Annotated in this window: 19 protein-coding genes; 13 read left to right on the top strand and 6 right to left on the bottom strand. The window is 65.0% G+C overall.

Annotated elements, in window-relative coordinates; translation table 11 throughout:
- Nucleotides 1-186 precede the first annotated feature (186 nt).
- Nucleotides 187-1,527: a sn-glycerol-3-phosphate ABC transporter substrate-binding protein UgpB gene (ugpB, locus tag JQ591_RS07350; RefSeq protein ID WP_211395341.1), complete on the bottom strand. Its 1,341-nt coding sequence runs from the start codon at nucleotides 1,525-1,527 to the stop codon at nucleotides 187-189.
- Between the two features lie 198 nt (nucleotides 1,528-1,725).
- On the opposite strand from ugpB, the gene JQ591_RS07345 reads away from it, so the two are divergent.
- From JQ591_RS07345 to JQ591_RS07300, 10 genes are all read left to right on the top strand, one after another.
- Nucleotides 1,726-2,721 carry a TRAP transporter substrate-binding protein gene (locus tag JQ591_RS07345; RefSeq protein ID WP_211395340.1) on the top strand — a complete coding sequence of 332 codons (996 nt, stop codon included), beginning with the start codon at nucleotides 1,726-1,728 and terminating at the stop codon, nucleotides 2,719-2,721.
- Nucleotides 2,722-2,775: 54 nt separating this feature from the next.
- Nucleotides 2,776-4,806 (top strand): sensor histidine kinase, encoded by a 2,031-nt coding sequence (locus JQ591_RS07340; protein ID WP_211395606.1) that lies wholly within the window; start codon nucleotides 2,776-2,778, stop codon nucleotides 4,804-4,806.
- Nucleotides 4,776-6,521, top strand: a complete 1,746-nt coding sequence (locus JQ591_RS07335; RefSeq protein WP_211395339.1) for an ATP-binding response regulator — start codon at nucleotides 4,776-4,778, stop codon at nucleotides 6,519-6,521. Before JQ591_RS07340 ends, JQ591_RS07335 begins: the two co-directional genes overlap by 31 nt.
- 10 nt (nucleotides 6,522-6,531) lie before the next feature.
- Complete coding sequence (locus JQ591_RS07330; protein ID WP_211395338.1) at nucleotides 6,532-7,269, top strand: response regulator; 738 nt, start codon at nucleotides 6,532-6,534, stop codon at nucleotides 7,267-7,269.
- A 431-nt stretch (nucleotides 7,270-7,700) separates the two neighbouring features.
- Nucleotides 7,701-8,312, top strand: a complete 612-nt coding sequence (locus JQ591_RS07325; protein ID WP_007615818.1) for a sigma-70 family RNA polymerase sigma factor — start codon at nucleotides 7,701-7,703, stop codon at nucleotides 8,310-8,312.
- Between the two features lie 542 nt (nucleotides 8,313-8,854).
- Nucleotides 8,855-9,553: a cytochrome c biogenesis CcdA family protein gene (locus tag JQ591_RS07320; RefSeq protein WP_211395337.1), complete on the top strand. Its 699-nt coding sequence runs from the start codon at nucleotides 8,855-8,857 to the stop codon at nucleotides 9,551-9,553.
- 31 nt (nucleotides 9,554-9,584) lie between these two features.
- A complete protein-coding gene (locus tag JQ591_RS07315) occupies nucleotides 9,585-10,148 on the top strand; it encodes a thioredoxin family protein (RefSeq protein WP_211395336.1) in 564 nt (187 codons plus the stop codon).
- A gap of 87 nt (nucleotides 10,149-10,235) precedes the next feature.
- On the top strand, nucleotides 10,236-11,210 hold the full coding sequence (locus JQ591_RS07310; RefSeq protein WP_211395335.1) for a hypothetical protein: 975 nt from the start codon (nucleotides 10,236-10,238) through the stop codon (nucleotides 11,208-11,210).
- A gap of 415 nt (nucleotides 11,211-11,625) precedes the next feature.
- Nucleotides 11,626-12,219 carry a L,D-transpeptidase gene (locus JQ591_RS07305; RefSeq protein ID WP_211395334.1) on the top strand — a complete coding sequence of 198 codons (594 nt, stop codon included), beginning with the start codon at nucleotides 11,626-11,628 and terminating at the stop codon, nucleotides 12,217-12,219.
- A 111-nt stretch (nucleotides 12,220-12,330) separates the two neighbouring features.
- Nucleotides 12,331-13,368, top strand: a complete 1,038-nt coding sequence (locus JQ591_RS07300) for an amino acid ABC transporter substrate-binding protein (RefSeq protein ID WP_211395605.1) — start codon at nucleotides 12,331-12,333, stop codon at nucleotides 13,366-13,368.
- Between the two features lie 203 nt (nucleotides 13,369-13,571).
- On the opposite strand, the gene JQ591_RS07295 is transcribed toward JQ591_RS07300, so the two are convergent.
- Both JQ591_RS07295 and JQ591_RS07290 read right to left on the bottom strand, forming a co-directional pair.
- A complete protein-coding gene (locus JQ591_RS07295) occupies nucleotides 13,572-14,711 on the bottom strand; it encodes an acyl-CoA dehydrogenase family protein (protein ID WP_211395333.1) in 1,140 nt (379 codons plus the stop codon).
- A 127-nt stretch (nucleotides 14,712-14,838) separates the two neighbouring features.
- Nucleotides 14,839-16,050: an acyl-CoA dehydrogenase family protein gene (locus tag JQ591_RS07290; RefSeq protein ID WP_211395332.1), complete on the bottom strand. Its 1,212-nt coding sequence runs from the start codon at nucleotides 16,048-16,050 to the stop codon at nucleotides 14,839-14,841.
- Between the two features lie 136 nt (nucleotides 16,051-16,186).
- On the opposite strand from JQ591_RS07290, the gene JQ591_RS07285 reads away from it, so the two are divergent.
- Nucleotides 16,187-16,732, top strand: a complete 546-nt coding sequence (locus JQ591_RS07285; protein WP_211395331.1) for a carboxymuconolactone decarboxylase family protein — start codon at nucleotides 16,187-16,189, stop codon at nucleotides 16,730-16,732.
- Nucleotides 16,733-16,822: 90 nt separating this feature from the next.
- On the top strand, nucleotides 16,823-17,317 hold the full coding sequence (locus JQ591_RS07280; RefSeq protein ID WP_211395330.1) for a VOC family protein: 495 nt from the start codon (nucleotides 16,823-16,825) through the stop codon (nucleotides 17,315-17,317).
- A gap of 130 nt (nucleotides 17,318-17,447) precedes the next feature.
- Here JQ591_RS07280 and JQ591_RS07275 read toward each other — a convergent pair whose 3' ends face one another.
- Both JQ591_RS07275 and JQ591_RS07270 read right to left on the bottom strand, forming a co-directional pair.
- A complete protein-coding gene (locus JQ591_RS07275) occupies nucleotides 17,448-18,686 on the bottom strand; it encodes an MFS transporter (protein ID WP_211395329.1) in 1,239 nt (412 codons plus the stop codon).
- Between the two features lie 141 nt (nucleotides 18,687-18,827).
- Nucleotides 18,828-20,075, bottom strand: a complete 1,248-nt coding sequence (locus JQ591_RS07270) for an MFS transporter (protein WP_211395328.1) — start codon at nucleotides 20,073-20,075, stop codon at nucleotides 18,828-18,830.
- A 209-nt stretch (nucleotides 20,076-20,284) separates the two neighbouring features.
- On the opposite strand from JQ591_RS07270, the gene JQ591_RS07265 reads away from it, so the two are divergent.
- The gene (locus tag JQ591_RS07265) at nucleotides 20,285-22,354 is read left to right on the top strand and encodes a prolyl oligopeptidase family serine peptidase (protein ID WP_211395327.1); all 2,070 of its coding nucleotides are present in this window, start codon (nucleotides 20,285-20,287) and stop codon (nucleotides 22,352-22,354) included.
- 132 nt (nucleotides 22,355-22,486) lie between these two features.
- Here JQ591_RS07265 and JQ591_RS07260 read toward each other — a convergent pair whose 3' ends face one another.
- Nucleotides 22,487-23,158, bottom strand: a complete 672-nt coding sequence (locus JQ591_RS07260; protein WP_211395326.1) for a DUF938 domain-containing protein — start codon at nucleotides 23,156-23,158, stop codon at nucleotides 22,487-22,489.
- Between the last annotated feature and the right edge of the window lie 7 nt (nucleotides 23,159-23,165).

The raw sequence follows: 23,165 nt of genomic DNA, 5'->3' as shown, positions 1-23,165 counted from the left end.
CAACCTCAAGATTATATCCGCCGGCGTACAGCCACAAGTGAAGTGGCTCACACGGGCGTCACGGATTCGAGAGCATGGACCTGCGGCCCGTCGCGCCGCAGGCTCGCACACTCCGTCAGATGGCGAGATGTCCGATGGTGTTCGCCGGTGCAGCGAACGTCGCGCGTGTCGCGGAAGCGGCGGCGCCTATCGCTCCGGGCTGGCGCGCTCGAACTGGCGCAGCAGCTTGTTGCCGCGTTCGACCGCGGAATCGAGCGCTGCTTGCGCGCTCTTGCGGCCGGCAAAGGCCTGCTCCAGCTCGTCCTCGATCGCGCCGCGGATCAGCACGAAGGAGCCGAGCCGGATGCCCTTCGAATTCTCCGTCGGCGGATGCAGCGTGATCTCCTCGAACGAGATCGCCGAGCCCGGGGTACGCTCGTAAAAACCTTGCGCGCGGGTCAGCTCGAAGGCGGCACGGGTAACAGGCAGATAGCCGGTGTTCTGATGCCATGCGGCCTGCACGCCGGGCTGCGACAGGTAGGCGAAGAATCGCGCCACGCCCTTGTATTCCTCGCGCGGCCGGTCGCGCAGCACCCACAGCGTGGCGCCGCCGATGATCGAATTCTGCGGCGCGCCCTTCACATCGGGCCAATACGGCATCATGCCGTAGCCGATCTCGAATTTCGAATTTGCCTTGATGTCGGCCCGCGTCGCCGAGGAGCCGATGAAGATGCCGCATTCACCGTTCTGGAAGCGCGGCTCGGCCGACTGGCCGCGGCCGCTATAGTCGAACACCTTGGTCTTCTGCCACTCGCTGAGCTCGGAGACGTGACGCACGAGAGACGGATTGTTGATGGTCAGCTCGGCATCGAGCGCGGCAAAGCCGTTCGCCCGCGTTGCCAGCGGCAGATTGTGGAAGGCTGAAAAATTCTCGACATGGATCCAGGACGGCCAGGACGTGGTGAAGCCGCACGCCGCGCCACGATCGCGCAGGCGTTTTGCAGCAGCGCCAAGCTCCGGCCAGGTCTTCGGCGGCGCCTCAGGATCGAGGCCCGCGTCGCGGAACATGGTCTTGTTGTAATACAGGATCGGCGTCGACGAATTGAACGGGAAGGACAAGAGATTGCCGGCCGCATCGGTGTAGTAGCCGGAGACAGCGGGAAGGTAGTCATTGAGCGAGAACGGCTCGTTCATGTCCCGCATCAGGCTGAACACGGGATAGATCGCGCCCTTGGCCGCGGTCATGGTGGCGGTGGCGACCTCGTTGACCTGGACGATCGCAGGCTGGCTGCGCGAGCGGAAGGCGAAGATCGCGGCCGTCACCGTCTCGGTGTAATTGCCCTTGTAAGCAGGCACGATCCGGTAATCGGATTGCGAGGCGTTGAAGTCGGATGCGAGCTTCTCGAGCTGCCGGCCGAGCTCGCCGGACATCGCGTGCCACCACGCGATGTCGGTGGCGGCCCGCGCCGGCGCGGCCAATGAGAGAGCCGCAAAGGCGGCGACGACCTGCAAAAGGCGCGATGCTGAAGTCACGATGGCTCTTCCCATATCGCATCCCATGTCGCACGACGAACGGCGGCTGTCCCTGCTTAAGGCGCGGCATTTGCGGTTTCAACCGGGAATAAGCGCCGGCCGCGCCGCACAATCACGCAGGAGTGCCGGGCGGGATGGCCTTCCCTCGACCATCTGCTAGATTGCATTGAACCTTTTACTCCCGCCATAGACTCCACCACTGAGGGGTTGAGTGTGCCAGTGTTGAACCGTGCCGAACGCTCGCGGACCGGGGTGGTTTTTGTCGCGCTTCTGATCGCCATCTGCGCGACGAGCGCCGCTGCGCGCGAATTCCGCGCCGCCGACACCCAGACCGAGGATTATCCGACCGTGCAGGCGCTGCGCTACATGGGCGCCCTGATCGCCGAGCGCAGCGGCGGTCGGCATGAGGTCAAGGTGTTCCACTCCCGCCAGCTCGGCGAGGAGAAGGAGACCATCGAGCAGACCCGGGCCGGCGCGATCGATCTCAACCGGACCAATGTGGCGCTGATCGGCAACTTCGTTCCGGCGATGAACGTGCTTGCGATGCCGTTCCTGTTTCGGTCCATCGAGCACATGCAGAAGGTGCTGGACGGGCCGATCGGCAGCGAGATTCTCGGCAGCTTCGAACCCTACGGCTTTGTCGGGCTGGCCTTCTACGATTCCGGCGCTCGGTCGATCTACAACGGCGCCCGCCCGGTCAGAAACGTCGCGGACCTCAAGGGATTGCGGATCCGGGTGCAGCAGTCGGAGTTGATGAGCCAGATGATCCGCTCGCTCGGCGCGGAGCCGGTCGAGATGCCCTATGGGCAGGTGCTTGCCGGGCTTGCCAACCATCTGATCGACGGCGCCGAGAACAACTGGCCATCCTTCGTGACGACGGACCATTACAAGCATGCCGGCTACCTCGCGCTCACTGAGCACACGATGAGCCCCGAAGTCCTGGTGATCTCGCTGAAGGCCTGGAAAAGCCTGTCGGCCGACGACCAGACCATCTTCAGGGAAGCCGCGATACGTTCCAGTCGCTTCATGCGCGAGAAATGGCGCGACCTCGAGGAGCAGTCGCAACGCAAGGCGGAAGCAGCGGGCGTCACCATCGTCAGGGATATCGACCGCAAGCCGTTCGAGGATGCGATGGTCGCGATCTACGCCAAGGCCGGGCAAGATCCGGCCGCGGCCGCGCTGATTGAACGCATTCGCAAGGTGGAGTGAGGCCTCTTGCCCGGGCTTGGACACAGCGAGCATGCAGACAGGTCGCCCGGCCCGATCGGGCGGCTGCGCGCGCGGCTCGTCGGCGTGCTCCGGGCGGTGCCGATCCGCTGGCGCATCCTGTCGATCGCGGCGCTGAACTCAGCCGTCGTGGTGGTGCTGGTCGCGCTGATCTGGAACGGCTCGCAGGTGCTCGGCTCGGCCTGGGACGACGTGCGCCAGGTGCGCGAGTCCGACCGGATTCTGGCGCTGCTCGAAAGCGAGACCGGGCGGCTGCACAATCTGATCCACCGCTACATCAACCAGCCGAGCCCCGACCTGTTCGCCGAGATCCTGCTGCTGCGCGAGGCGGTGCTGGGCACGCTGACCAACCGCGCCGCCAAGGACCCGATGCTGTCGGGCTCGGTCGAGGAGCTGGAGCGCACCACCGACCGCTTCCTCAACGGCTTTGGCGAGCTGCGCGGCGTCCAGGCCACCATCGCCAGGACTTATGAGGATCAGGTGCAGGGACCGGCCAGGGACATGGCCGGCCTTTACTCCATCATCGAAGGCGCCACCGGCCATCGCGACGCGCTGATCTGGCCTTCGCTGGGCAAGTCGCGCGAGGCCTTCACCGCGATGCTGGTCGCGGCCAATTCCTACTATCTGTCGCTGTCGTCGGGTGCGGCCGACGACGCCCGCCGCAACACCGAGACGATCGAGAAGACCATCCCCGTGATGATCGATCTCGCCGACAACGACCTCCAGCGCATGGCGCTGCAACGGCTCGGGGTCCGCACCGCCGCGTTGCGCGAGGGCTTTGCAAAGCTCTCCGAGCAGCTCACGAACCGTACCGAGCTGCTGCGCAATACGATCGACGCCAACCAGGCCGAGGCGATCGGCGCCATCGACGACCTCTCCACCAAGATGCGCCAGCGCGAGCAGAAGGCGCAGGAGACGTTCGACCGCACGCTGGCGGACATTTCCCGTCGCGTTCTGTCCATCGCCGTGATCTTCCTCGGCATCATCCTCACCGCCGGCGTGCTGATCGCGCTGTCGATCCGGCTGCCGCTGCAGCAGATCATGGCGGCGATGCGCGCGATCACGCTCGGCGACCTCGACCGCGAGGTGCAGGGCACGCGCGCGCGCGACGAAGTCGGCGCCATGGCGCGCGCGGTGGAAGTGTTCCGCGAAAACGCGATCGCGAAGCGCGAGACCGAGGACGAGCTGCGCGCGTCCAAGGAGAAGGCCGAAAGTGCGCTGCTCGAGCTCAACGCCGCACAGCAGAATCTGATCGATGCCGAAAGGCTCGCAGCCCTCGGCGGCCTCGTCGCCGGCGTCGCTCACGAGGTCAACAACCCGATCGGCATCAGCCTCACCGTCGCCTCCAGCTTTGCCCGGCGCACCGAGATCTTCGAGGCCCAGCTCAAGGGCGAAGGCGGCCTGCGCCGCTCGCAGCTGGAAGAATTCGTGCAGTCCTCGCGCGATGCCTCGCAGCAGCTCGTCGGCAACCTGCAGCGCGCCGGCGAGCTGATCCAGTCGTTCAAGCAGGTCGCGGTCGACCGCTCCCATGCCGAGCGGCGGCAATTCTCCCTGAGCGAAGCCACCGAGCAGATCATCGCGAGCCTGCGGCCGGTGCTGAAGCGGTCGCCGATCACGCTCCATGTCGACATGCCCGAGGGGCTGCTGCTCGACGGCTATCCCGGCTCCTACGGCCAGATCCTGACCAACCTGTTCCTCAACGCCGCCAACCACGCCTTTGCCGACGGTCGCACCGGCACGATCACGATCTCGGCGCGGCCCCGCGGGACCGACGACGTCGAGATCATCTTCACCGATGACGGGGCCGGCATGACCCCCGACGTGCAGCGCCAGGCCTTTGACCCATTCTTTACCACCAGGCGTAATGAAGGTGGCACGGGACTCGGCCTCCATATCGTCTATAACCTCGTCACCCAGCAGCTCGGCGGTCGCATGATGCTGGAATCCAAGCTGGGACAAGGCACCACTTTTCGCATTATCATGCCCCGGGTCGCCAAGGGCGGCGGGCAAAGCACAGAGACTGACGGGACTTCTCAATGGCCGAACAGGACGATGTCCTCCACCTGATCGACGATACCGGTACCGCATCGGAGGATGTTGACGCCCGGAAATGGAAGATCGCCGTCATCGACGACGATCCGGCCGTGCATGACGGCACGCGCTTCGCGCTGTCCGACTACAACCTCAACGGCCAGGGTCTGGAGATCCTCTCCGCCCATTCCGCGGCCGAAGGTCGCAAGCTGATGGCCGCGCACAGCGACATCGCCGCCGTGCTGCTCGACGTCATCATGGAAACGGACGTCGCCGGCCTCGAGCTGGTCGAGTACATCCGCAACGAGCTCAAGAACGAGACCGTGCGCATCATCCTGCGCACCGGACAGCCCGGCCAGGCGCCCGAGCGGCGCGTGATCGTGCAGTACGATATCAACGACTACAAGGCCAAGACCGAGCTCACCGCCGACAAGCTGTTCACCTCGCTGACCGCGGCGCTGCGCTCCTACCAGCAGCTCGAGCGTATGCTGCAGACAAGACGCGGGCTCGAGATCATCATCGACGCCGCCTCGACGCTGTACGACTTCAAGTCGATGCAGCGGCTCGCCGAGGGCGTGCTGACCCAGCTCGCCTCGCTGCTCAACGTCGATTGCGCCGGTATACTGGTTTTGCGCGACAATGGCGGCATCGACCCCGAGCTCTCGGTGCTCGCCGGCAGCGGCTGCTACAGCCGCTTCATCGGCACGACCTCGTCGAAGGCGCTCGACCCCGATCTGCGCGCGATGGTGGAGGCCGCGTTCCAGGGCCGCAAGAACGAATTCGCCGACCACCGCAGCGTGATCTATTTGCGCACCGGAAGCGGCCGCGAGGTCGTGGTGCTGCTCCAGGCCGAGCGCGAGCTGTCCGAGACCGACCGCTCGCTGGTCGAGATATTCTCCAGCCGGCTCTCGATCGCCTTCGACAACGTCATCCTCTACCAGCAGCTCCAGGCCGCCAACACCCAGCTGGAAGACCGCGTCGCCCAGCGCACCCGCGCGCTGATGCAGGCCAACCGCCGCCTCTCGGCGCAATGGCTGCGGCTGCAACGCGCCAACGGCTTCAAGAACGAGATCCTTGGCACCGTTGCCCACGATCTGAAGAATCCGCTCGGCGTCATCCTCGGCCGCACCGAGATGCTGAAGGAGCTGATCTCGACCGGCGCGTCGTCAAGCGGCGTGGTCGCCCAGGTCGATCACATCCGCGATGCGACCAAGCGCCTGACCACGATGGTCGATCATCTGATCTCGGACGCGATGGCCGATGCCTTCGACATCACCATCCGCCGCGAGCCCGTCGACGTCGCGGCCCTGGTCAAGGAGGTCGCCGAGGCCAACCAGCCGCTCGCCGTCAACAAGCAGCAGGCGATCAGCGTCACCGCGCCCGTCAACGTCGTCACCATGTGCGACACCGACCGCATTCGCGAGGCGATCGACAACCTCATCAGCAACGCCATCAAATACAGCCCCATCGGCGGCAAGATCGGGGTCGTCGTCAGCCATGAGGGCGGCGACACCATCGTCCGCGTCAGCGACGAGGGCGCCGGCCTGTCGCCGGAGGATCTCGGCCGCCTGTTCGGTCGATTCCAGCGGCTATCCGCCAAACCGACCGCCGGCGAGAGCTCGACCGGGCTTGGGTTGTCCATCGTCAAGCGTATTATCGACATGCACGGCGGCGAGGTGACCGCCGACAGCGAGGGCCCCGGCAAGGGCTCGACCTTCACCATCACCCTCCCCGCGACCGAAATCCCGTGATCTCAAGACCATGACCCAAAGCCAGCACATCATGATCGTCGACGACGAGGCCCCGGCCCGGGAGATGGTCGGTGATTACCTCAAGATGCACGGCTTCACCGTGACGCTGTGCGACGGCGGCAAGTCGTTGCGCACAGCGATCGACGGCAGCATGCCCGACCTCGTCGTGCTCGACCTCAACATGCCCGAGGAAGACGGGCTCTCGATCATCCGCGACCTCAAGAGCCGCATCAACGTGCCGGTGATCATGCTTACGGCGACGGCGAGCCCGATCGACCGCGTCGTCGGCCTCGAGCTCGGCGCCGACGATTACGTGGCAAAGCCGTGCGAGCTGCGTGAGCTGATGGCGCGGATCCGCTCGGTGCTGCGCCGGAGCACGCCGGCGAAAGCCGTGGCGGCGGAGGCGGCGGCTGCGAAATCGGACAAGGACCAACTGGTGCGGTTCGGGACGAAGTGGCTCGATCTCGAAGCGCAGGCCTTGCGCGACGACGAGGGCAACGAGCACCCGCTGACCGCATCCGAGTTCGGGCTCCTGAAGGTGTTCGCGGCCAATCCGAAGCGCGTGCTGTCGCGCGAGCGCCTGCTGGAATTGGCCAACGCGCGCGACGCCGAAGCCTTCGACCGCGCGGTCGATCTGCGCATCATGCGCATCCGCCGCAAGATCGAGCCCGATCCCACGAAACCCGCCGTGATCCGCACCATCCGCGGCGGCGGCTATTTGTTCTCGCCGGCGGGCGAGAAGGCGTAGGGGGGCGCCACACTCTCCTGTGTCGTCCCGGCGAAGGCCGGGACCCATACCGCGTGATCTATCGGCGAGTGCGGTGCTCGTACCGCCCCAAAGCCTCTTCACTGCCTGTCTTCGCCAAACCACGGCCTGTGGTTATGGATCCCGGCCTTCGCCGGGACGACATCGAGATTGCGGAAGCGACGAACGCAAGGGCCCGAAATTCGTTCCCGACTGCTCAGCACGGCCACGGAGCCCCACCCCCGTATTTTCCGTACATTGAAATTCCACGCTTTTTTACCCCGAATGTTTCGTCGGGCCCTGTCCGACGAAACAATTTGGCCGCGCACGAAACCATTTTCCCCTTTTCGTGCAGACGTCCCGAAACGTTGGCTCATTAACACTTTGGTCCAAGGAAACGCCGCTCGGTTGCGGCGCTACGGGGAGCCAAGTCAATGCCGAACGTCATCGCCATCAACGCCCAAGCCAGCCAGAGCATCATTGCCGCTCAGGCGACCTCGGACGACATGCTTCTCGAAAGCATTGCCGACGGCAACCGGACGTCCATGCACATCCTTTATTGCCGTCACAACGTGCGCGTCTACCGCTTCATCCTGCGGATCGTGCGCGACGCCACCACGGCGGAAGATCTCGTCAGCCAGGTGTTTCTGGACGTGTGGCGGACCGCCGGCCAATTCCAGGGCCGCTCGCAGGTTTCGACCTGGCTGCTCTCGATCGCCCGCTTCAAGGCGCTGACCGCGATGCGCCAGCGTCGCTTCGAGGACATCGACCAGGAAGACGTGCGCCAGATCGCCGACGGTTGCGACACGCCGGAGACCTCGCTCGACCGCAGCGACACCAGCGCCATCCTCCGCGCCTGCGTTCAGAAGCTGTCACCCGCGCATCGCGAAATCATCACCCTCGTCTACTACCATGAGAAGTCGGTGGAGGAGGTCGGACAGATCATCGGCATCCCGCAGAGCACGGTGAAGACCCGGATGTTCTACGCCCGCAAGCAACTGGCCGAATTGCTTAAGGGCGCCGGCGTCGAGCGCTTTGCTGCCTAAACCTAGGTAATATCAAGGAGATAGGACGCCCATGGGGCCCTATCTCCGGACACGGAAGTTACCGCCGACGAAACAATTGAAACAAAGCACAACATCAGGCTGAAAAACTTCCCTCCTATAAAGCTCACATACGATTTCGTTAAACCTCCCAAGACCTCCAGCGACCCGGACGGGATGCCCCCCTCCGGGTCGTTTTGTGTCTGGGGATGGGCGAGACCACGGCTCCGCTGTTTAGCGGCGGTTTGAGTGAGGCGGGCATCGCTCTCTCATTCCCTCCCCCTTGCGGGGGAGGGAATGGGAGGGGGGTAGCCACACGGGGACTCCATCGATTTGTTCGTGCGGCGCGGTCGAAGATGGTTCGACCATTTCCCGGGCTACCCCTCTCCCCCGCCCTCCCCCGCAAGGGGGGAGGGAGCGCACCGTCACCGCAGCCGGCAGAGTGGCCGCGCGAAACAGGGGCTCCGTCACGATCGTGTGACGGCGCGTAACGTCCGACACAGCCATCCCGAACAGCCCTCGTGACCTCCTTCACGAGTGCCCCGATGCTCGAACTTCTCTTCGCCATCCTCGCCGGAATCCTCACCATCGCCGCGCCCTGCACGCTGCCGATGCTGCCGATCCTGCTCGGCGCATCGATCGGCCGCAGCTCGCATCTGCGCCCCGCGATGATCGCGCTCGGCTTCGTCGTCTCGTTCTCCGCGACCGCGCTGTTGCTCGGCGCCATCACGCGGCTGTTCGATTTCGATCCGAACATGCTGCGCGAGGCGGCATCGATCCTGCTGCTCGGCTTCGGCCTGTTGATGCTGTGGCCGGCGCCGTTCGAATGGCTGTCGATCCGGCTCAACGGCTGGCTCGATCTCGGCAACTCCAGCGCCACGCAGCGCGAGGGCGCGCTCGGCGGGCTCGTGCTCGGCACCACGCTTGGCCTGGTCTGGACGCCCTGCGCCGGCCCGGTGCTCGGCTCGATCCTGACGCTGGTCGCGACCACTGAGAACGCGACCTGGGCCGGCACGCTGCTGGTCGCCTACGCGATCGGCGCGGCGATTCCGATGCTGGCGATCGCCTATGGCGGGCAAGCCGCGACCACGCGTGTGCGCAGTCTCGCGCGCATTTCGCCGCGGCTGCAGCAGGGCTTTGGCGTCGTCGTGATCGGTTTCGCCGTCGCCGCCTATTTCCAATACGACACGCTGATCGTGGCGTGGCTTACCGGCTTCTATCCCACCGGCCAGATCGGCCTGTGATCATCCCGCATCTTCACCGGAGGATCTTTCCATGACTTTCAAACTGCTTGCCGTCTCCGCCGCACTGATCGGCATCGCCGTGACCGGCGCCGTCATCCCCGGCATCTGCGACGAGGCCGCACGCGCTGTCCCTGTCGTCACCGCTGCCGCCAGCCAGGACACCGCGCCCGACTTCGCCGGCATCAACAATTGGTTCAACTCGAAGCCGCTCAACATCGCCGATCTCCGCGGCAAGGTCGTGCTGGTCGACTTCTGGACCTATGGCTGCGTCAACTGCGTCAACACGCTGCCGCACGTCACCGACCTCTATGCCAAGTACAAGGACAAGGGCCTCGTCGTGGTCGGCGTGCACACGCCGGAATTCCCGTTCGAGCGCTCGGCATCCAATGTGCAGGCGGCGCTGAAGCGCCACGGCATCACCTATCCGGTGGCACAGGACAATGATTCCAAGACCTGGAACGCCTACCGCAACCGGTATTGGCCGGCGCAATACATCATCGACCAGAACGGCAAGATCGTGTTCCAGCACGAGGGCGAAGGCCGCTACGACGAGATCGACCGCACCGTCGGCCGGTTGCTGAACGCCAATAGCTGATTCCGGGTTGCGGCGGTCTCGCCCTTGTTGCTTGACTCCACGGACCCGTCCGTGGAGTTTCGCGAGCCTCGGAATCAGCCGCCCGCGATGGACGACGCCACCACCAGCACCGACATTCGCCTTCGTGAAGGCGCCTCGATCGCGCAGCGGCTGGTCATGTCCGGCTTTGCGGCCGCCGTCGCGCTGTGCTTCACGCCAGGCCTGTTCACCCACGACACAATGGAAGTGATCATCTCCGTGGTCGCGCTGCTCGTGGGAGCAGCGTTCGTCGGCGCCATCATGCTGGCGCCGGCGGTGGTGTGGATCATCACGCCGACCGAGATTTTGATCGGGCAACAGCGCCCGTTCGGAAAACTCCGGACGCGGGTCATTGCCAAAGACGACATCAGCGGACTGCAGGTTCCCGGCAGCAAGAGGGCAAAAGCCCGCTTCCAGCTGGCCTTCACGCTGGCCTCCGGAGAACGCCTGACCTCGCCGCCGATCTCCGATGTCACGCATGTGCGCGACACGGTGGCGCGGATCGCCGCGCAATTCGACGTTCCCGACGTCGAGGCTCCGGTCAATCCGCTGGATGCCAGCAATCCCGAGATGCGTCTCGGCGACCCCCTCGAGCCGTTTTCCGCAAGGGACATCAGGATCGTCGCACTGATCGTCGTCGCATTGTGCGCCGTTCCCTACGCCTACAGGCTCTGGCGCGGCCTGTCGCCCGGGCCGGTCGACATCGGGCTGCTGCCGGTCGGCGCGCTCGCCGCTTTCGGCGTTTACCGATATGCCAACCTTGTGACCGGCGCTTTCTGGATCATCCGCCAAGGCGATATCCGCGTCGAACGCCTGTGGGGCGACGGCACGTTGCGCGCCGACCATGTCGCGGGGCGCGACGTGAAGGCGATCACGGTCGAGCGCCGCGGCCGCTCGGAGGACGAGCACTGCATCGTCGTGATCCGATTGCAGTCCGGACAACGGTTTCGCAGCCCCCGCATCGGTTCGAGGCCCGAGGCGCGCGCGGTGGGGGCCGAAATCGTCCGGCGGCTCGGGATCGCGCCGGAGAGCAATAAGATTTAGCTCTCCCCGCTTGAAGGAAAGCTGCCAAAGTCGCCTGCGGCCATCCTTCGAGACGCCCGCCGGCGGCGGGCCCTCAGGATGAGGACGGAGTCCGCGGCGGCAATTTCGACCAGCTCCGATGAATCTTAGCCTCATCCTGAGGAGACCGCGGAGCGGTCGTCTCGAAGGACGAGGCGCGAGCTCAGGCCGACGCCAGGTCGACCCTCCCGCAAGCGGGGAGGGAGCGCACCACCGCTGCGGCAGCAATCCAGGCTTTTCGCGCCATCCCCTGTTTGTGGCATTGCTAAGGGTCCGTCAAAAAACCAAAGCATTCTCGTGACATACCAGCCGGGCGCGCCATCAACTTGCCATGAAGCTGCCCCTGGGTTCAGATGGTTTCTGATGATTTGCGCTGTGGCAGCGGGGAGAGCTTGAAATGACGGATATTCGTCGCCTGACCGGGATATTTGTGGCTGCGATCGGCCTGATCATGTCCGCGCCCCACGCCTACGCCCAGCAGCCCGACCGCGGCGATGAGCCGGGCCTGGTCGCCGACGACGCCTACGAGCTCGATCCGGAATGGCAGAAGCAGGTGGTCTACTTCCGCACCACCGAAGCGCCCGGCACCCTCATCATCTCGACCGCCGAACGGCATCTCTATCTGGTGCAGCCCGGCGGCCGCGCGATCCGCTACGGCATCGGCGTCGGCCGCGATGGTTTCCAGTGGCAGGGGCTGGTGAACATCACCAACAAGAAGGAGTGGCCGGACTGGACGCCGCCGCCGGAGATGATCCAGCGCCAGCCCTATCTGCCGCGCTTCATGGCCGGCGGCCCCGGCAACCCGCTCGGCGCGCGCGCCATGTATCTCGGCACCACGGTCTACCGCATCCACGGCACCAACCGGCCCGACACGATCGGCACCAAGGTCTCCTCGGGCTGCTTCCGGCTGGTCAACCGCGACGTCGCCGATCTCTACGATCGCGTCCCGGTCGGCACCAAGGTGGTCATCCGGCAGAAGCCGGAACTCTGAAGCTTATCGTTTGAGCATGATCTTTCGGAAAACCGCTTCCCACTTTTCCGGATCATGCTCCCCGCCCTCGTCCAGAATTCCTTTTCCCGATTATTTCGAGAGAGCAACATGATGCGCACTTTTCGAGGCGGCCTGCTGATCGGGCTCGCGGTTGCCGTGCTGGTCGGCGTCCTGGCGGTGATCTACGAGTTTTACGACACCCGCACGCTGAAGCGCACCGTACGCCGCGGCGAAGTGCTGTGCGGCGTCAACAAGGGCCTGCCGGGCTTCTCGATCCCCGACGACAAGGGCAACTGGACCGGCTTCGACGTCGATTTCTGCCGCGCGGTGGCCTCCGCGATCTTCAACGACCCGAGCAAGGCGAAATTCGTCGCGCTCGATGCCAGCGAGCGCTTCAAGGAATTGCAGAGCCGGAAGGTGGACATCCTCTCGCGCAACTCGACCTGGAGCATGGCGCGCGAGCTCGACTACGACCTCTATTTCCCCGCGGTCGCCTATTACGACGGCGCAGGCTTCATGCTGCCGCGCGCGCGCAACAAGGAGACCGCGCTGGATCTGACCGGCAGCAAGGTCTGTGTCCAGACCGGGACCACCACGGCGCTCAACGTCGCGGATTACTTCCGTGCCAACAACATGAAGTATGAAGAGGTGAAGTTCGACAAGCTGGACGACGTCGTGAAGGCCTACGATACCGGCAAATGCGACACGCTCAGCGCCGACGTCTCCCAGCTCTACGCGCTGCGGATCAACCTGTCGAAGCCCGGCGACCACATGATCCTGCCGGACATGATCTCCAAGGAGCCGCTCGCGCCCGTCGTGCGCCAGCGCGACGACGACTGGATGATGATCGTGAAGTGGACGCTCTACGCGATGATCAACGCCGAAGAGCTCGGCGTATCCTCGGAAAACATCGACGAGGCCTTGAAGTCGAAGAAGCCGGAAGTGATGCGGCTGGTCGGCACCGAGGGCAATTACGGCGAGCAGCTCGGCCTCACCAAGGATTGGGTCGTCCGCATCATCCGCAACGTCGGCAATTACGGCGAGATGTATGAGCGGAACATCGGCGAGAAGTCGAAGTTGAAGATCCCGCGCGGAATGAACCAGCTGTGGAATGCGGGCGGCGTGCAGTACGCACCGCCGGTAAGATAAGGAGCGGCGGCCTGTCTCTTCTGGGTCGTCCCGGCGAAGGCCGGGACCCATAACCCCAGGGGGCAGTTTGACGAAGACACGTCGTTAAAGAGTCTTCTCGCGGTACAGTCACCTGCTCTTATCGATAGATCACGCGGTATGGGTCCCGGCCTTCGCCGGGACGACACCGAGGGTGAGGCGCGTCCTCGCGTCCTTACGTCGCCTCAATACCCCCGCGCCCGTGCCAGCTGCTCGGTGTGGTAATTGGCGTCCCCGAACAATTCCTCGCACACGCGCGCGCGCTTCATGAAGAAGCCGATGTCGAACTGGTCGGTCATGCCCATGCCGCCATGCATCTGCACGCCTTCCTGCACTGCGCGCGTGGCGGTGGTGCCGGCGCGGGCTTTGGCCACTGCGACGCTTGATGCGGCCTTGGCGACGTCCGTGTCGAGCGCTTGCAGCGCCTTCATCACGGCGGCGCGGGTGATCTCGATGTCGACATAAAGTTCGGCGGCGCGGTGCTGCAGCGCCTGGAATTCGCCGATCAGCTTGCCGAACTGCTTGCGGCTCTTCAGGTACTCGACGGTGCGGTTGAACACCTCTTCGCTCAAGCCCACCATTTCGGAGGCGACCGCGCCGCGCCCGATATCGAGCACGCCGTCAAGCAGCGTGGCACCCTGGTCGACTTCGCCGAGCACGCTGTCGGCATTGACCTCGACATTGGCAAGATCGATCCGCGCCGCATTGTGCGCGTCGACCATGATGGTGCGCTCGATCGCAACGCCCTTGGCCTTGGGGTTGACCAGGAACAGCGTCAGCCCCTCGCGCTCGCCGGCCGAACCCGCAGTGCGGGCAGCGACGATGAGGAGGTCGGCGACGTGACCGTCGACCACCAGCGCCTTGGCGCCGGAGAGCCTAAATCCGTTGCCGGCGCGTACGGCCTGGAGGCTGGTCTGAAGCGGGCGATGCTTTGCGCCTTCGTCGATCGCGAGCGTCGCGAGCAGGGAGCCGTTGGAAATCTTCGGCAGATACTCCGACTTCTGCGCGGCATTGCCGCCACGGTTCAGTGCCGAAGCCGCGACCACGCTGGTGGCAAGGAACGGCGACGGCATCAGCGTGCGGCCGATCTCCTCCATCACCACGCCGGCCTCGACATAGCCGAGGCCGCTGCCGCCGAACTCTTCCGGCACCAGCAAGCCGGCAAAACCCATCTCGGCGAAGGAATGCCAAAACTCCTTGGAGAAGCCGGTGGGGTCTTTGCTATCGCGCAAGCTGCGCAAATGCGACACCGGCGCCTTGTCGCTGATCAGCCCGCGCGCGCTGTCGCGGAGCATCGATTGTTCTTCGGTGAGGACGAGGGCCATGTGCAATGTCTCTAACGTCTGGCGGAATGTACGTCTGTTGTTGTCATTCCGGGGCACGCGAAGCGTGAACCCGGAATCTCGAGGTTCCGGGTTCGGTCCTGCGGACCGCCCCGGAACGACGGTGGAGTTACGCCCCCGGCAAATCGAGGATGCGCTTGGCGACGATGCCGAGCATCACCTCCGTCGTGCCGCCCTCGATCGAATTTGCCTTGGTACGCAGCCAGGCGCGCGGACGGGCGCCCTGCTTCGAACGCTCGCTCTCCCATTCCAGCGCATCGACGCCGCCGGCCGACATCAGGATCTCGTAACGGCGCTTGTTGAGCTCGGTGCCGTAATATTTCATCGCCGACGAGAACGCCGGATGCGCCTGCCCCGCCTTGGCGAGATCGACCGCGCGCTCGGCGCAAGCTGCAAGTGCGGCTTCGTCGACGTCGAAGCTGGCGATCCGGCCGCGCAGCATCGCATCGTCGAGCCGCCCCAGCGCATCGGTGCCGACGGAATCGGCCGCGATCTGGCCCAGCGGACGGCCGACGCCGCGCTCGCCCATGCCGGATATCATCGCGCGCTCATGCTGAAGCAGATATTTTGCGACGTCCCAGCCGCGGTTGACGGTGCCGACCACATGCGATTTCGGCACGCGGACATTGTCGAAGAAGGTCTCGCAGAACGGCGAATAGCCGGAGATCAGCAGGATCGGCTTGGTCGTGACGCCCTTCGAGGTCATGTCGAACAGGATGAAGCTGATGCCGTCGTGCTTCTTCGCCGTAGAATCGGTGCGGACGAGGCAGAAAATCCAGTCGGCGTAATTGGCGTAGGACGTCCAGATCTTCGACCCAGTGATGACGAAATCGTCGCCGTCGCTCTCGGCGCGGGTCTGGAGCGAGGCGAGATCGGAGCCGGCGTTCGGCTCGGAATAGCCCTGGCACCAGCGGATCAGGCCCGCCGCGATCTTCGGCAGGTGCTCCTGCTTCTGCGCCTCGTTGCCGTATTTCAGCAGCGCCGGCCCGAGCATCCAGATGCCAAAACTCGACAGCGGCGGCCGCGCACCCATCTTCGCCATCTCCGCGCGCAGCACCTTGTGCTCGGCCGGGCTCAAGCCGCCACCGCCATACTCCTTCGGCCAGTCCGGCACGGTCCAGCCCTTGTCGCGCATGCGCTCGAACCAGATGCGCTGCGGCTCGGACGAGAATTTTGCGTTACGTCCGCCCCAGAAAACGTCGGCATCGGAGGTCGCGGGCTTGCGCATCTCCGGCGGGCAGTTCGCCTCGAGCCAGACGCGTGTTTCGCCGCGGAATGTTTCGAGATCGGCCGTCTCGGCATCGCTGGTTTTGTCGCTCATGGTCGTTTCCATCAATCAAAATCGGCTTGTTGAGCGCGACTCTGGGCCATCGCCTCGTGGAATTCAACCACTTCCGTGGCAGGCATCGGCTATAGTCGCGGCCACGGCGAGGCTTGAAAACAAAGAGGAAACGACAATGCGCCTGAAGCTTCTTTCGCCTGGCGAAATGAACGAGAGCCAGCGGCAGACCTATGACGAGTCGATTGCCGGCAAGCGCGGCAAGCCGCCCGCGCCGATGATGGCCTGGCTGAACAGCCCCGAGATGGCGCGACATGCCACGCGGCTCGGCGAGGTCCTGCGCTTCGACACGACCTTCCCCGCAAAGCTCTCGGAGATCGCGATCCTGGTGACGGCGCGGCACTGGACCGCGCATTACGAATGGTACGCCCACAAGCGCCTTGCGCTTGCCGGCGGCATGGACCCTGACATCATCGACGCGATCCGCGATCGCCGCACGCCGGAATTCGACGATCCTGTGGCCAAAATGATCTACGACGTCGCGAAGTCGCTGCATGAGGGCCATGGCGTCGAGAAGGGCCTCTATGATGAGGCGGTGAAGCTGCTCGGCGAGCGCGGCGTCGTCGAGGTGATCGGGCTGTGCGGTTACTACACGCTGGTGTCGATGACGCTGAACACCTTCGAGTTCGGCCTGCCCGAGGGCGAGGTGCCGGAGCTCTCATAGTTTCCCGAATGGAAACGATGGGTTTCGGGATAGGCCAGTAGCACTGTTCCGAGGCTCGCCTTATGTGGGGGTTGTCAACGGAGCAGCCACATGTCGCAGAACCAAGCCGTCGCCGCCGGCACCAGGATCGGCCACGTCCACCTCAAGGTCGCCGATCTCGATCGCGCGCTCGGCTTCTATTGCGGCGTGCTGGGCTTCGAACTGATGCAGCGCATGGGCTCCGGCGCGGCCTTCATCTCGGCCGGCGGCTATCATCACCACATCGGGCTCAACACCTGGGAGAGCAAGGGCGGCTCGCCGCCGCCCCCAGGCACGACCGGGCTGTATCACACCGCGATCCTCTATCCGACGCGGCCCGCGCTGGCGGATGCGCTGCACCGCGTGCTCTCGGCCGGCATTGCGCTGGATGGGGCGAGCGACCACGGCGTCAGCGAGGCGCTGTATCTGCGCGATCCCGACCAGAATGGCGTCGAGCTGTATCGGGACCGACCGAGAGAGCAATGGCCGTTCGGGCCGGATGGGAAGCTGGCGATGGTCACGAAGCGGCTGGATCTGGAGGAACTGCTGAAGCAGCGGGAAGCGTAGGCACTGCTACCTCCGTTCGTCATTGCGAGCGAAGCGAAGCAATCCAGACTGTCTCCGCGGAGGCAGCCTGGATTGCTTCGTCGCAAGGGCTCCTCGCAATGACGGAGTTTGTTGAGGCGCCGTTGCGCCTCTATGCCGTCCTCGCTCGCGGCCTCCCCCGCACCATGATCAGCGCCGCCGCCACCACCTCCAGCGCGATGCAGAGATAGAACGGCAGCGAATAGCCGCCGGAGAAGTCGCGGAGGAAACCGACCACGCCGGGGCCGAACGCATAGGTCACCTGGTTGATCGCAGTGTTGAGGCTGATCAGCACGCCGAACGAGGCGGAATCGAATTCCTGCTGCACGATCAGCGACGGCAGCGTGATGAGGTTGCCGACCGAGAAGCCGAACAATGCGCAGGCCGCGATCAGCACGTAATCATTGTGCAAATTGATGACGACACACAGCGCCACGGCCTGGCTCAGGAACGACAGCGCCGAGGCGAGCCGCTGGTTGAGGCGGTCGATCACCAGCGAGAACAGCACCCGGCCGATCACCGCCATCGCGGTCAGCACCGCAACCGCGACGGCCGCGCGCTCGCGCCCGATCACGGGATCGAGGAACGAGATCAGGTGGACGATGAAGCCGACCTGCGCGAACAGCACCAAAGCAAAGGCAATGGTCACGGTGAGGAAGCCGAGATCACGCAATGCCTGGCTGCGGATCTGCGCCGACGATTGCGGCTTCGTTTTCGTCGCTGCGCGCCGGCCATGGAGATCGGGCGGGCGGCCGACGACAATCAGGATCACCGGCACGAGCAGCGCCAGCATGGCGCCCGCGACGATAAACATGGCGCTGGCGAAGCCGACATGACCGATCAAGGTCACCAGCAGCGGCACGCCGACGATGCCGCCGAAGCTTGCGCCGTTCAGCGCGAGGCTGATCGCCATGCCGCGCTTGTGGTCGAACCACAGGCTGATGGTGTTGGTGATCATCGCAAGGCTGGTGCCGGCCCAGCCGAAGGCGAGCACGGCGTTCGCGAGATAAAGCTGCCAGGGCTCGCGCACCGCGCCGATCGCGACCGCTGCAGCCGACATCGCCAGCGTGCCCGCGATCAGGCCGAGGCGCGGGCCGTACTTGTTGACGGCCTCGCCGACGAAGACGACGAGCAGCGCGCCGAACAGATAGAAGAACGTCGTGCCGGATGAGATCAGCGAGGCCGACCAGCCGTGCGCACGCTGGAGCTCTGCGACGTAGACGCTCTGGCCGTAGAAGCCGAGCCCCCAGCCGAAGGTCGCGAGCAGGAAGCAGACCGCGACAATGCGCCAGCCTTCGTAGCGGAGAGAGGATTCGTCGATGGATGCGTCGTGCCGGGGATTGTCGAGCATTTGCGCTTGTCCTTCGTTTCCCCCGCGAGCGCCTTGCTTCACGCTCGTCTGTCCATGACGAGCATCATGTAACAACCCGGGCCCCGAAAATCACTTCGACCGGGATCGAAGTGTCAACGCTGCTGACAGCCTCCCGCCAACTCAGATCGCGTCCGGGAACTCACCCATCGCCGCGTCCAGCCGCGCCTTGCGGCGGCGGGCAAAGGAGGCCAGCGACAGCACCGCGAGGCCGAGCACCACCGGCGGGAACACCACCATGTTCACCGCGGACCAGCCGTAACTGGCGAGCAATTGGCCGGATGAGAACGAGCCGATCGCCATCATGCCGAACACCAGGAAATCGTTGAAGGCCTGCACCTTGTTGCGCTCCTGCGGCCGGTGCGTCTCCAGCACCAGCGCAGAGGCGCCGATGAAGGAGAAATTCCAGCCGATGCCGAGCACGATCAGCGTGGCCCAGAAATGCATCGCAGTGATGCCGGACAGGCCGATGCCGGCCGCGCCGGCCTCCAGCAGCAGGCCGGCGGCAACGACCTTCGGCGCGCCGAAGCGGGCGATCAGCGCGCCCGTGAAGAAGCTCGGCCCGTACATGGCGACGATGTGCCATTGAATGCCGAAATTGGAATCGGAAACGCTCAAGCCGCACAGCTTCATGGCGAGCGGAGCCGAGGTCATCACCAGATTCATCATGGGGTAGGAGATGACGCCGCACAGCGCCGCCGCGATGAAGCGCGGCTGGGTCACGATCTCGAGCAGCGGCCGCCCGCCGTGAAGATCGGCCGGCGCCGGCTTCGGCATGTCGACCCCGGCGACGATGCCCATCGCGACCAGCGCGACGGCAGCCTGAACCAGGAAGCTGAAGGCGAACAGATAAGGCTGCCAGACATCCATGGTCCATTGCACGAGCTGCGGACCGAGCACGCCGGCGAACACGCCGCCCGCCATCACCCAGGACACCGCCTTGGGCCGATAGGCAGCACTGGCGCCGTCGGCGGCAGCGAAGCGATAGGACTGCGCCACCGCGCCGTAGAGGCCGCCGAGAAAGGTCGCCAGACAGAACAACGGAAACGAAGCGTGCAGGATTGCGAAGCAGCCGAGCAGACCGGTCAGCGTGCCCACACCGGTGCCGATGACGAAAGCCACGCGGCGGCCGAAGCGGCGCGAGATCGCGCCGGTCGGCAGTGTGCCGGCGGCAAGGCCGAGCACATACATCGAGATCGGCACGGTCGCGAACGAGACGTCGGGCGCCAGCGTCGCGCCGACGATCGCGCCGGTGGCGAAGATCACCGCCGAGTTGGCGCCGGTCAGCGCCTGCGCGGCGGCAAGGCGCACCACATTGGCGCGCACGCGGGCGTCGGCGGCGATCTCATTGGCTGCAGTCACATCTAACATCGGCATTTCCGCCCCAACGGGCTTTCGAGGGGCATTCAAGGGGCTCCCTTGATTCCCGGCACTATGGCGGGGCGCGGGAGGGCGAGCAACCGGCGCAAACGGGCGCAGGCCATGCCTCTGACGCAATCGGGCGGATGATAATGGGCCGCGCACTTGACGGCTTGCGCTCGATCAAATCCTATCCGCCGCGACCTTCCGGAGTTTCGTTCATGTCCGTCGACGACAGGCCTACGCTCAGCGCTCCCGACGACGATCCCTGGCTCTGGCTGGAGGAGATCGAGGGCAAGCCAGCGCTCGATTTCGTCGCGCGGCAGAACAGCCTGACGCTCCATGCGTTTGGTGGAAAGGCCTTCGCGCGCGATCGCGACATCCTCGCGGCGATCTACGATCGTCCCGACAACATCCCCTATGTCAGCCGGCGTGGCGACGACCTGCACAATCTCTGGAAGGACGCGACGAACCCGCGTGGCCTGTGGCGGAAGACCTCGCTCGCGGAGTTTCGCAAATCGCATCCGGCGTGGGAGATCATGCTGGATGTCGACCAGCTCGCCGCGCGCGAAGGCGAGGACTGGCTGCTGAGCGGCATCACCACGCAGCGGGGAAGCTCGCGGGCGATTTTGAGCCTGTCGCGCGGTGGCAGCGACGCCGTCACCTTGCGGGAATTCGACCTCGACACGAAGAGTTTCGTTGCGGACGGTTTTGCGCTGTCGGAAGCCAAGGGCGGCGCCGATTGGCTCGATGCCGACACGTTGCTGCTGTCGAGCGCCCATGGCGAAGGCATGGCGACGAGTTCGGGATATTCGCGGACGGTTCGCCTATGGCGGCGCGGCCAGCCTGTCGATCAGGCGCGGATGATCATCGAGACCACGGCCGATCATATGGCAATCTCCGGGATGGTCGACGACACCGCTGCGGCCCCGCGCAGCTGGATCGTCGACCAGATCGACTTTTTCAATCATGCGCTCTGGCTGCGCGACGCAGACGGCACGACGACGAAGCTCGATCTGCCGACCGGCATCTGGATGCAGGCACATGGCGACTGGTTCGCGATGAAGCTGCGCGAAGCCTGGTCGATCGAGGGAAAAACCTATGCCGCCGACACCGTGCTCGGCATGCCGCTCTCGGCGTTTCTCGCCGGCAGCCGCGATTTTGCTATCCTGTTCGAGCCTGAACCTCGGCGCGCCCTGCAAGGCCTGTTCTGGGCCGGGGGCAAGCTGGTGCTGTCGATCCTCGACGAGCTCCAGCCGCAATTCGAGATATGCACGCCGTCCGCCACGAGCTGGAGCCGCGAGACACTCGGCGGCTTGCCGCAGATCGGCGTCGTCGACATCTGGCCGCTGGACCGCCATCCCTCCGAGAGCAACGGCGACCTGCTTGCCAATGTGCAGGATCCGCTGACGCCGCCGTCGCTGCTGCTGATCGAGCGCGGCGTCGCGAGCCCGACCGTGTTGAAACAGGCGCCGAAGATTTTCACTGCCGACGGCCTCGTGGTGACCCAGCACGAGGCGATCTCGATCGACGGCGAGCGCATTCCTTATGTGCAGACGGGCCCCACTGGCGAGACCGGCGATGCACCGGTCTATATGAGCGCCTATGGCGGCTTCGCCCATTCAGTGAAGCCTTATTACAACCCGTCGCTCGGCAAGCTGTGGCTGGAGCGCGGCGGCACGACGGTGCAGGCGAATTTGCGCGGCGGCGGCGAATTCGGCACGCGCTGGCACGATGCCGGCCGGCTCGGCGGCAAGAAACTGTCGCACGACGATTTCGCCGCGGTCGCCGCCGATCTCGTCCGCCGCGGCGTGACGACAGCAAAGCGCATCGCCGCGCAGGGTGGATCGAACGGCGGCATCCTCATCACCAACATGCTGGTGCGATACCCCGAACGCTTCGGCGCCCTGTTCTGCACCATCCCGCTGATCGACATGCGTCGCTACACAAAGCTGCTCGCCGGCGCGAGCTGGATCGCGGAATATGGCGATCCCGACAAGCCTGAGGAGTGGGACTGGCTGAAGACCTACTCCGCCTATCACAACGTCAAGGCCGGCCAGCCCTATCCGCCGATCCTGATCGCCACCACGCGGCGCGACGACCGTGTCCATCCCGGGCATGCGCGCAAGATGGCCGCAAAGCTCCAGGCCATGGGCTACGAGGCCTGGTTCTACGAGCCTGAAGCGGGCGGCCACGGCTACGGCAAGGACAACAAGGAGCGCGCCGGCTTCGAGGTGATCGGCTTCCGGTTCTTGAAGGACAAAATCGGCTGGCGGGATGGCGAAGCCTAGTCGCGTCACTGAGTCAGGCGAACACCGCTATGTCATTCCCTCCCCCCTTGCGGGGGAGGGGAAGGGAGAGGGGTAGCCGCGAACTCAGATCTCGCTTGGGGCTACCCCTCTCCCCCGCCCTCCCTTCGTGGCTTATCGCGCGAACACCAGCGTGAGATTGTTCGCCGGCATGTCGATGGTATCGACGAGGCGAAGACCTGCGCTGCGCGCGAGCGTCTCGACATCGCTGATGTCGCGCACGCCCCAATCGGGATTGCCTTCACGCAGGGACGTGTCGAACACGGCGTTGCTGAGCGCAATGTGCTTGCCGCCGCGCTTGAACGGGCCGTAGAGGAACAGCTTGCCGTCGGCCCGCAAATAGCGGCCGGCGCCGGCGAACAGGCCCTCGGCGACGCTCCATGGCGCGATGTGGATGACATTGGCGCAGAACACGGCGGCAAGACTTGACGGCGCCTGTCCGCTGTTCATCTCCGGGCACCAGTCGGGATCGGTGAGATCGATCCGCAGGGGCGAGCGGATGTTTTGCAGGCCGGCATGAACGCGCCAGGCCTCGATGCTCTTGAGGTGGCGCTGGTTGAGATCACTGGGCCACCAGATCAGGCCGGGCGTTTGACGGGCGAAGTGGACCACGTGCTGGCCGGTTCCGCTGCCGAGCTCGACCACGTTGCCGGTGCAGCCAGCGAGATACTTTTCCAGTGCCGCCCAGAGCGGCTCGTGATTGCGATGAAATGCCGGCGCATCGAGCCGCCCATCGGACTCGACCCGACCGCCATCCCTGCCGAATTCGACGACATATTCAGCCAAGTGAGGT

The organism is Bradyrhizobium canariense (assembly GCF_018130465.1).
GTDB classification, from domain to species: Bacteria; Pseudomonadota; Alphaproteobacteria; order Rhizobiales; family Xanthobacteraceae; genus Bradyrhizobium; species Bradyrhizobium canariense_C.
The sequence above is the reverse complement of the archived record's forward strand: the minus strand, read 5'-3'. Positions and strand labels throughout refer to the sequence as shown.

Coding starts and splice junctions, on each gene's coding strand:
- ugpB (WP_211395341.1), bottom strand. CDS start 1,527: ATGGGAAGAGCCATCGTGACTTCAGCATCGCGCCTTTTGCAGGTCGTC.
- JQ591_RS07335 (WP_211395339.1), top strand. CDS start 4,776: ATGGCCGAACAGGACGATGTCCTCCACCTGATCGACGATACCGGTACC.
- JQ591_RS07330 (WP_211395338.1), top strand. CDS start 6,532: ATGACCCAAAGCCAGCACATCATGATCGTCGACGACGAGGCCCCGGCC.
- JQ591_RS07325 (WP_007615818.1), top strand. CDS start 7,701: ATGCCGAACGTCATCGCCATCAACGCCCAAGCCAGCCAGAGCATCATT.
- JQ591_RS07320 (WP_211395337.1), top strand. CDS start 8,855: ATGCTCGAACTTCTCTTCGCCATCCTCGCCGGAATCCTCACCATCGCC.
- JQ591_RS07315 (WP_211395336.1), top strand. CDS start 9,585: ATGACTTTCAAACTGCTTGCCGTCTCCGCCGCACTGATCGGCATCGCC.
- JQ591_RS07310 (WP_211395335.1), top strand. CDS start 10,236: ATGGACGACGCCACCACCAGCACCGACATTCGCCTTCGTGAAGGCGCC.
- JQ591_RS07305 (WP_211395334.1), top strand. CDS start 11,626: ATGACGGATATTCGTCGCCTGACCGGGATATTTGTGGCTGCGATCGGC.
- JQ591_RS07300 (WP_211395605.1), top strand. CDS start 12,331: ATGCGCACTTTTCGAGGCGGCCTGCTGATCGGGCTCGCGGTTGCCGTG.
- JQ591_RS07295 (WP_211395333.1), bottom strand. CDS start 14,711: ATGGCCCTCGTCCTCACCGAAGAACAATCGATGCTCCGCGACAGCGCG.
- JQ591_RS07290 (WP_211395332.1), bottom strand. CDS start 16,050: ATGAGCGACAAAACCAGCGATGCCGAGACGGCCGATCTCGAAACATTC.
- JQ591_RS07285 (WP_211395331.1), top strand. CDS start 16,187: ATGCGCCTGAAGCTTCTTTCGCCTGGCGAAATGAACGAGAGCCAGCGG.
- JQ591_RS07280 (WP_211395330.1), top strand. CDS start 16,823: ATGTCGCAGAACCAAGCCGTCGCCGCCGGCACCAGGATCGGCCACGTC.
- JQ591_RS07275 (WP_211395329.1), bottom strand. CDS start 18,686: ATGCTCGACAATCCCCGGCACGACGCATCCATCGACGAATCCTCTCTC.
- JQ591_RS07270 (WP_211395328.1), bottom strand. CDS start 20,075: ATGTTAGATGTGACTGCAGCCAATGAGATCGCCGCCGACGCCCGCGTG.
- JQ591_RS07265 (WP_211395327.1), top strand. CDS start 20,285: ATGTCCGTCGACGACAGGCCTACGCTCAGCGCTCCCGACGACGATCCC.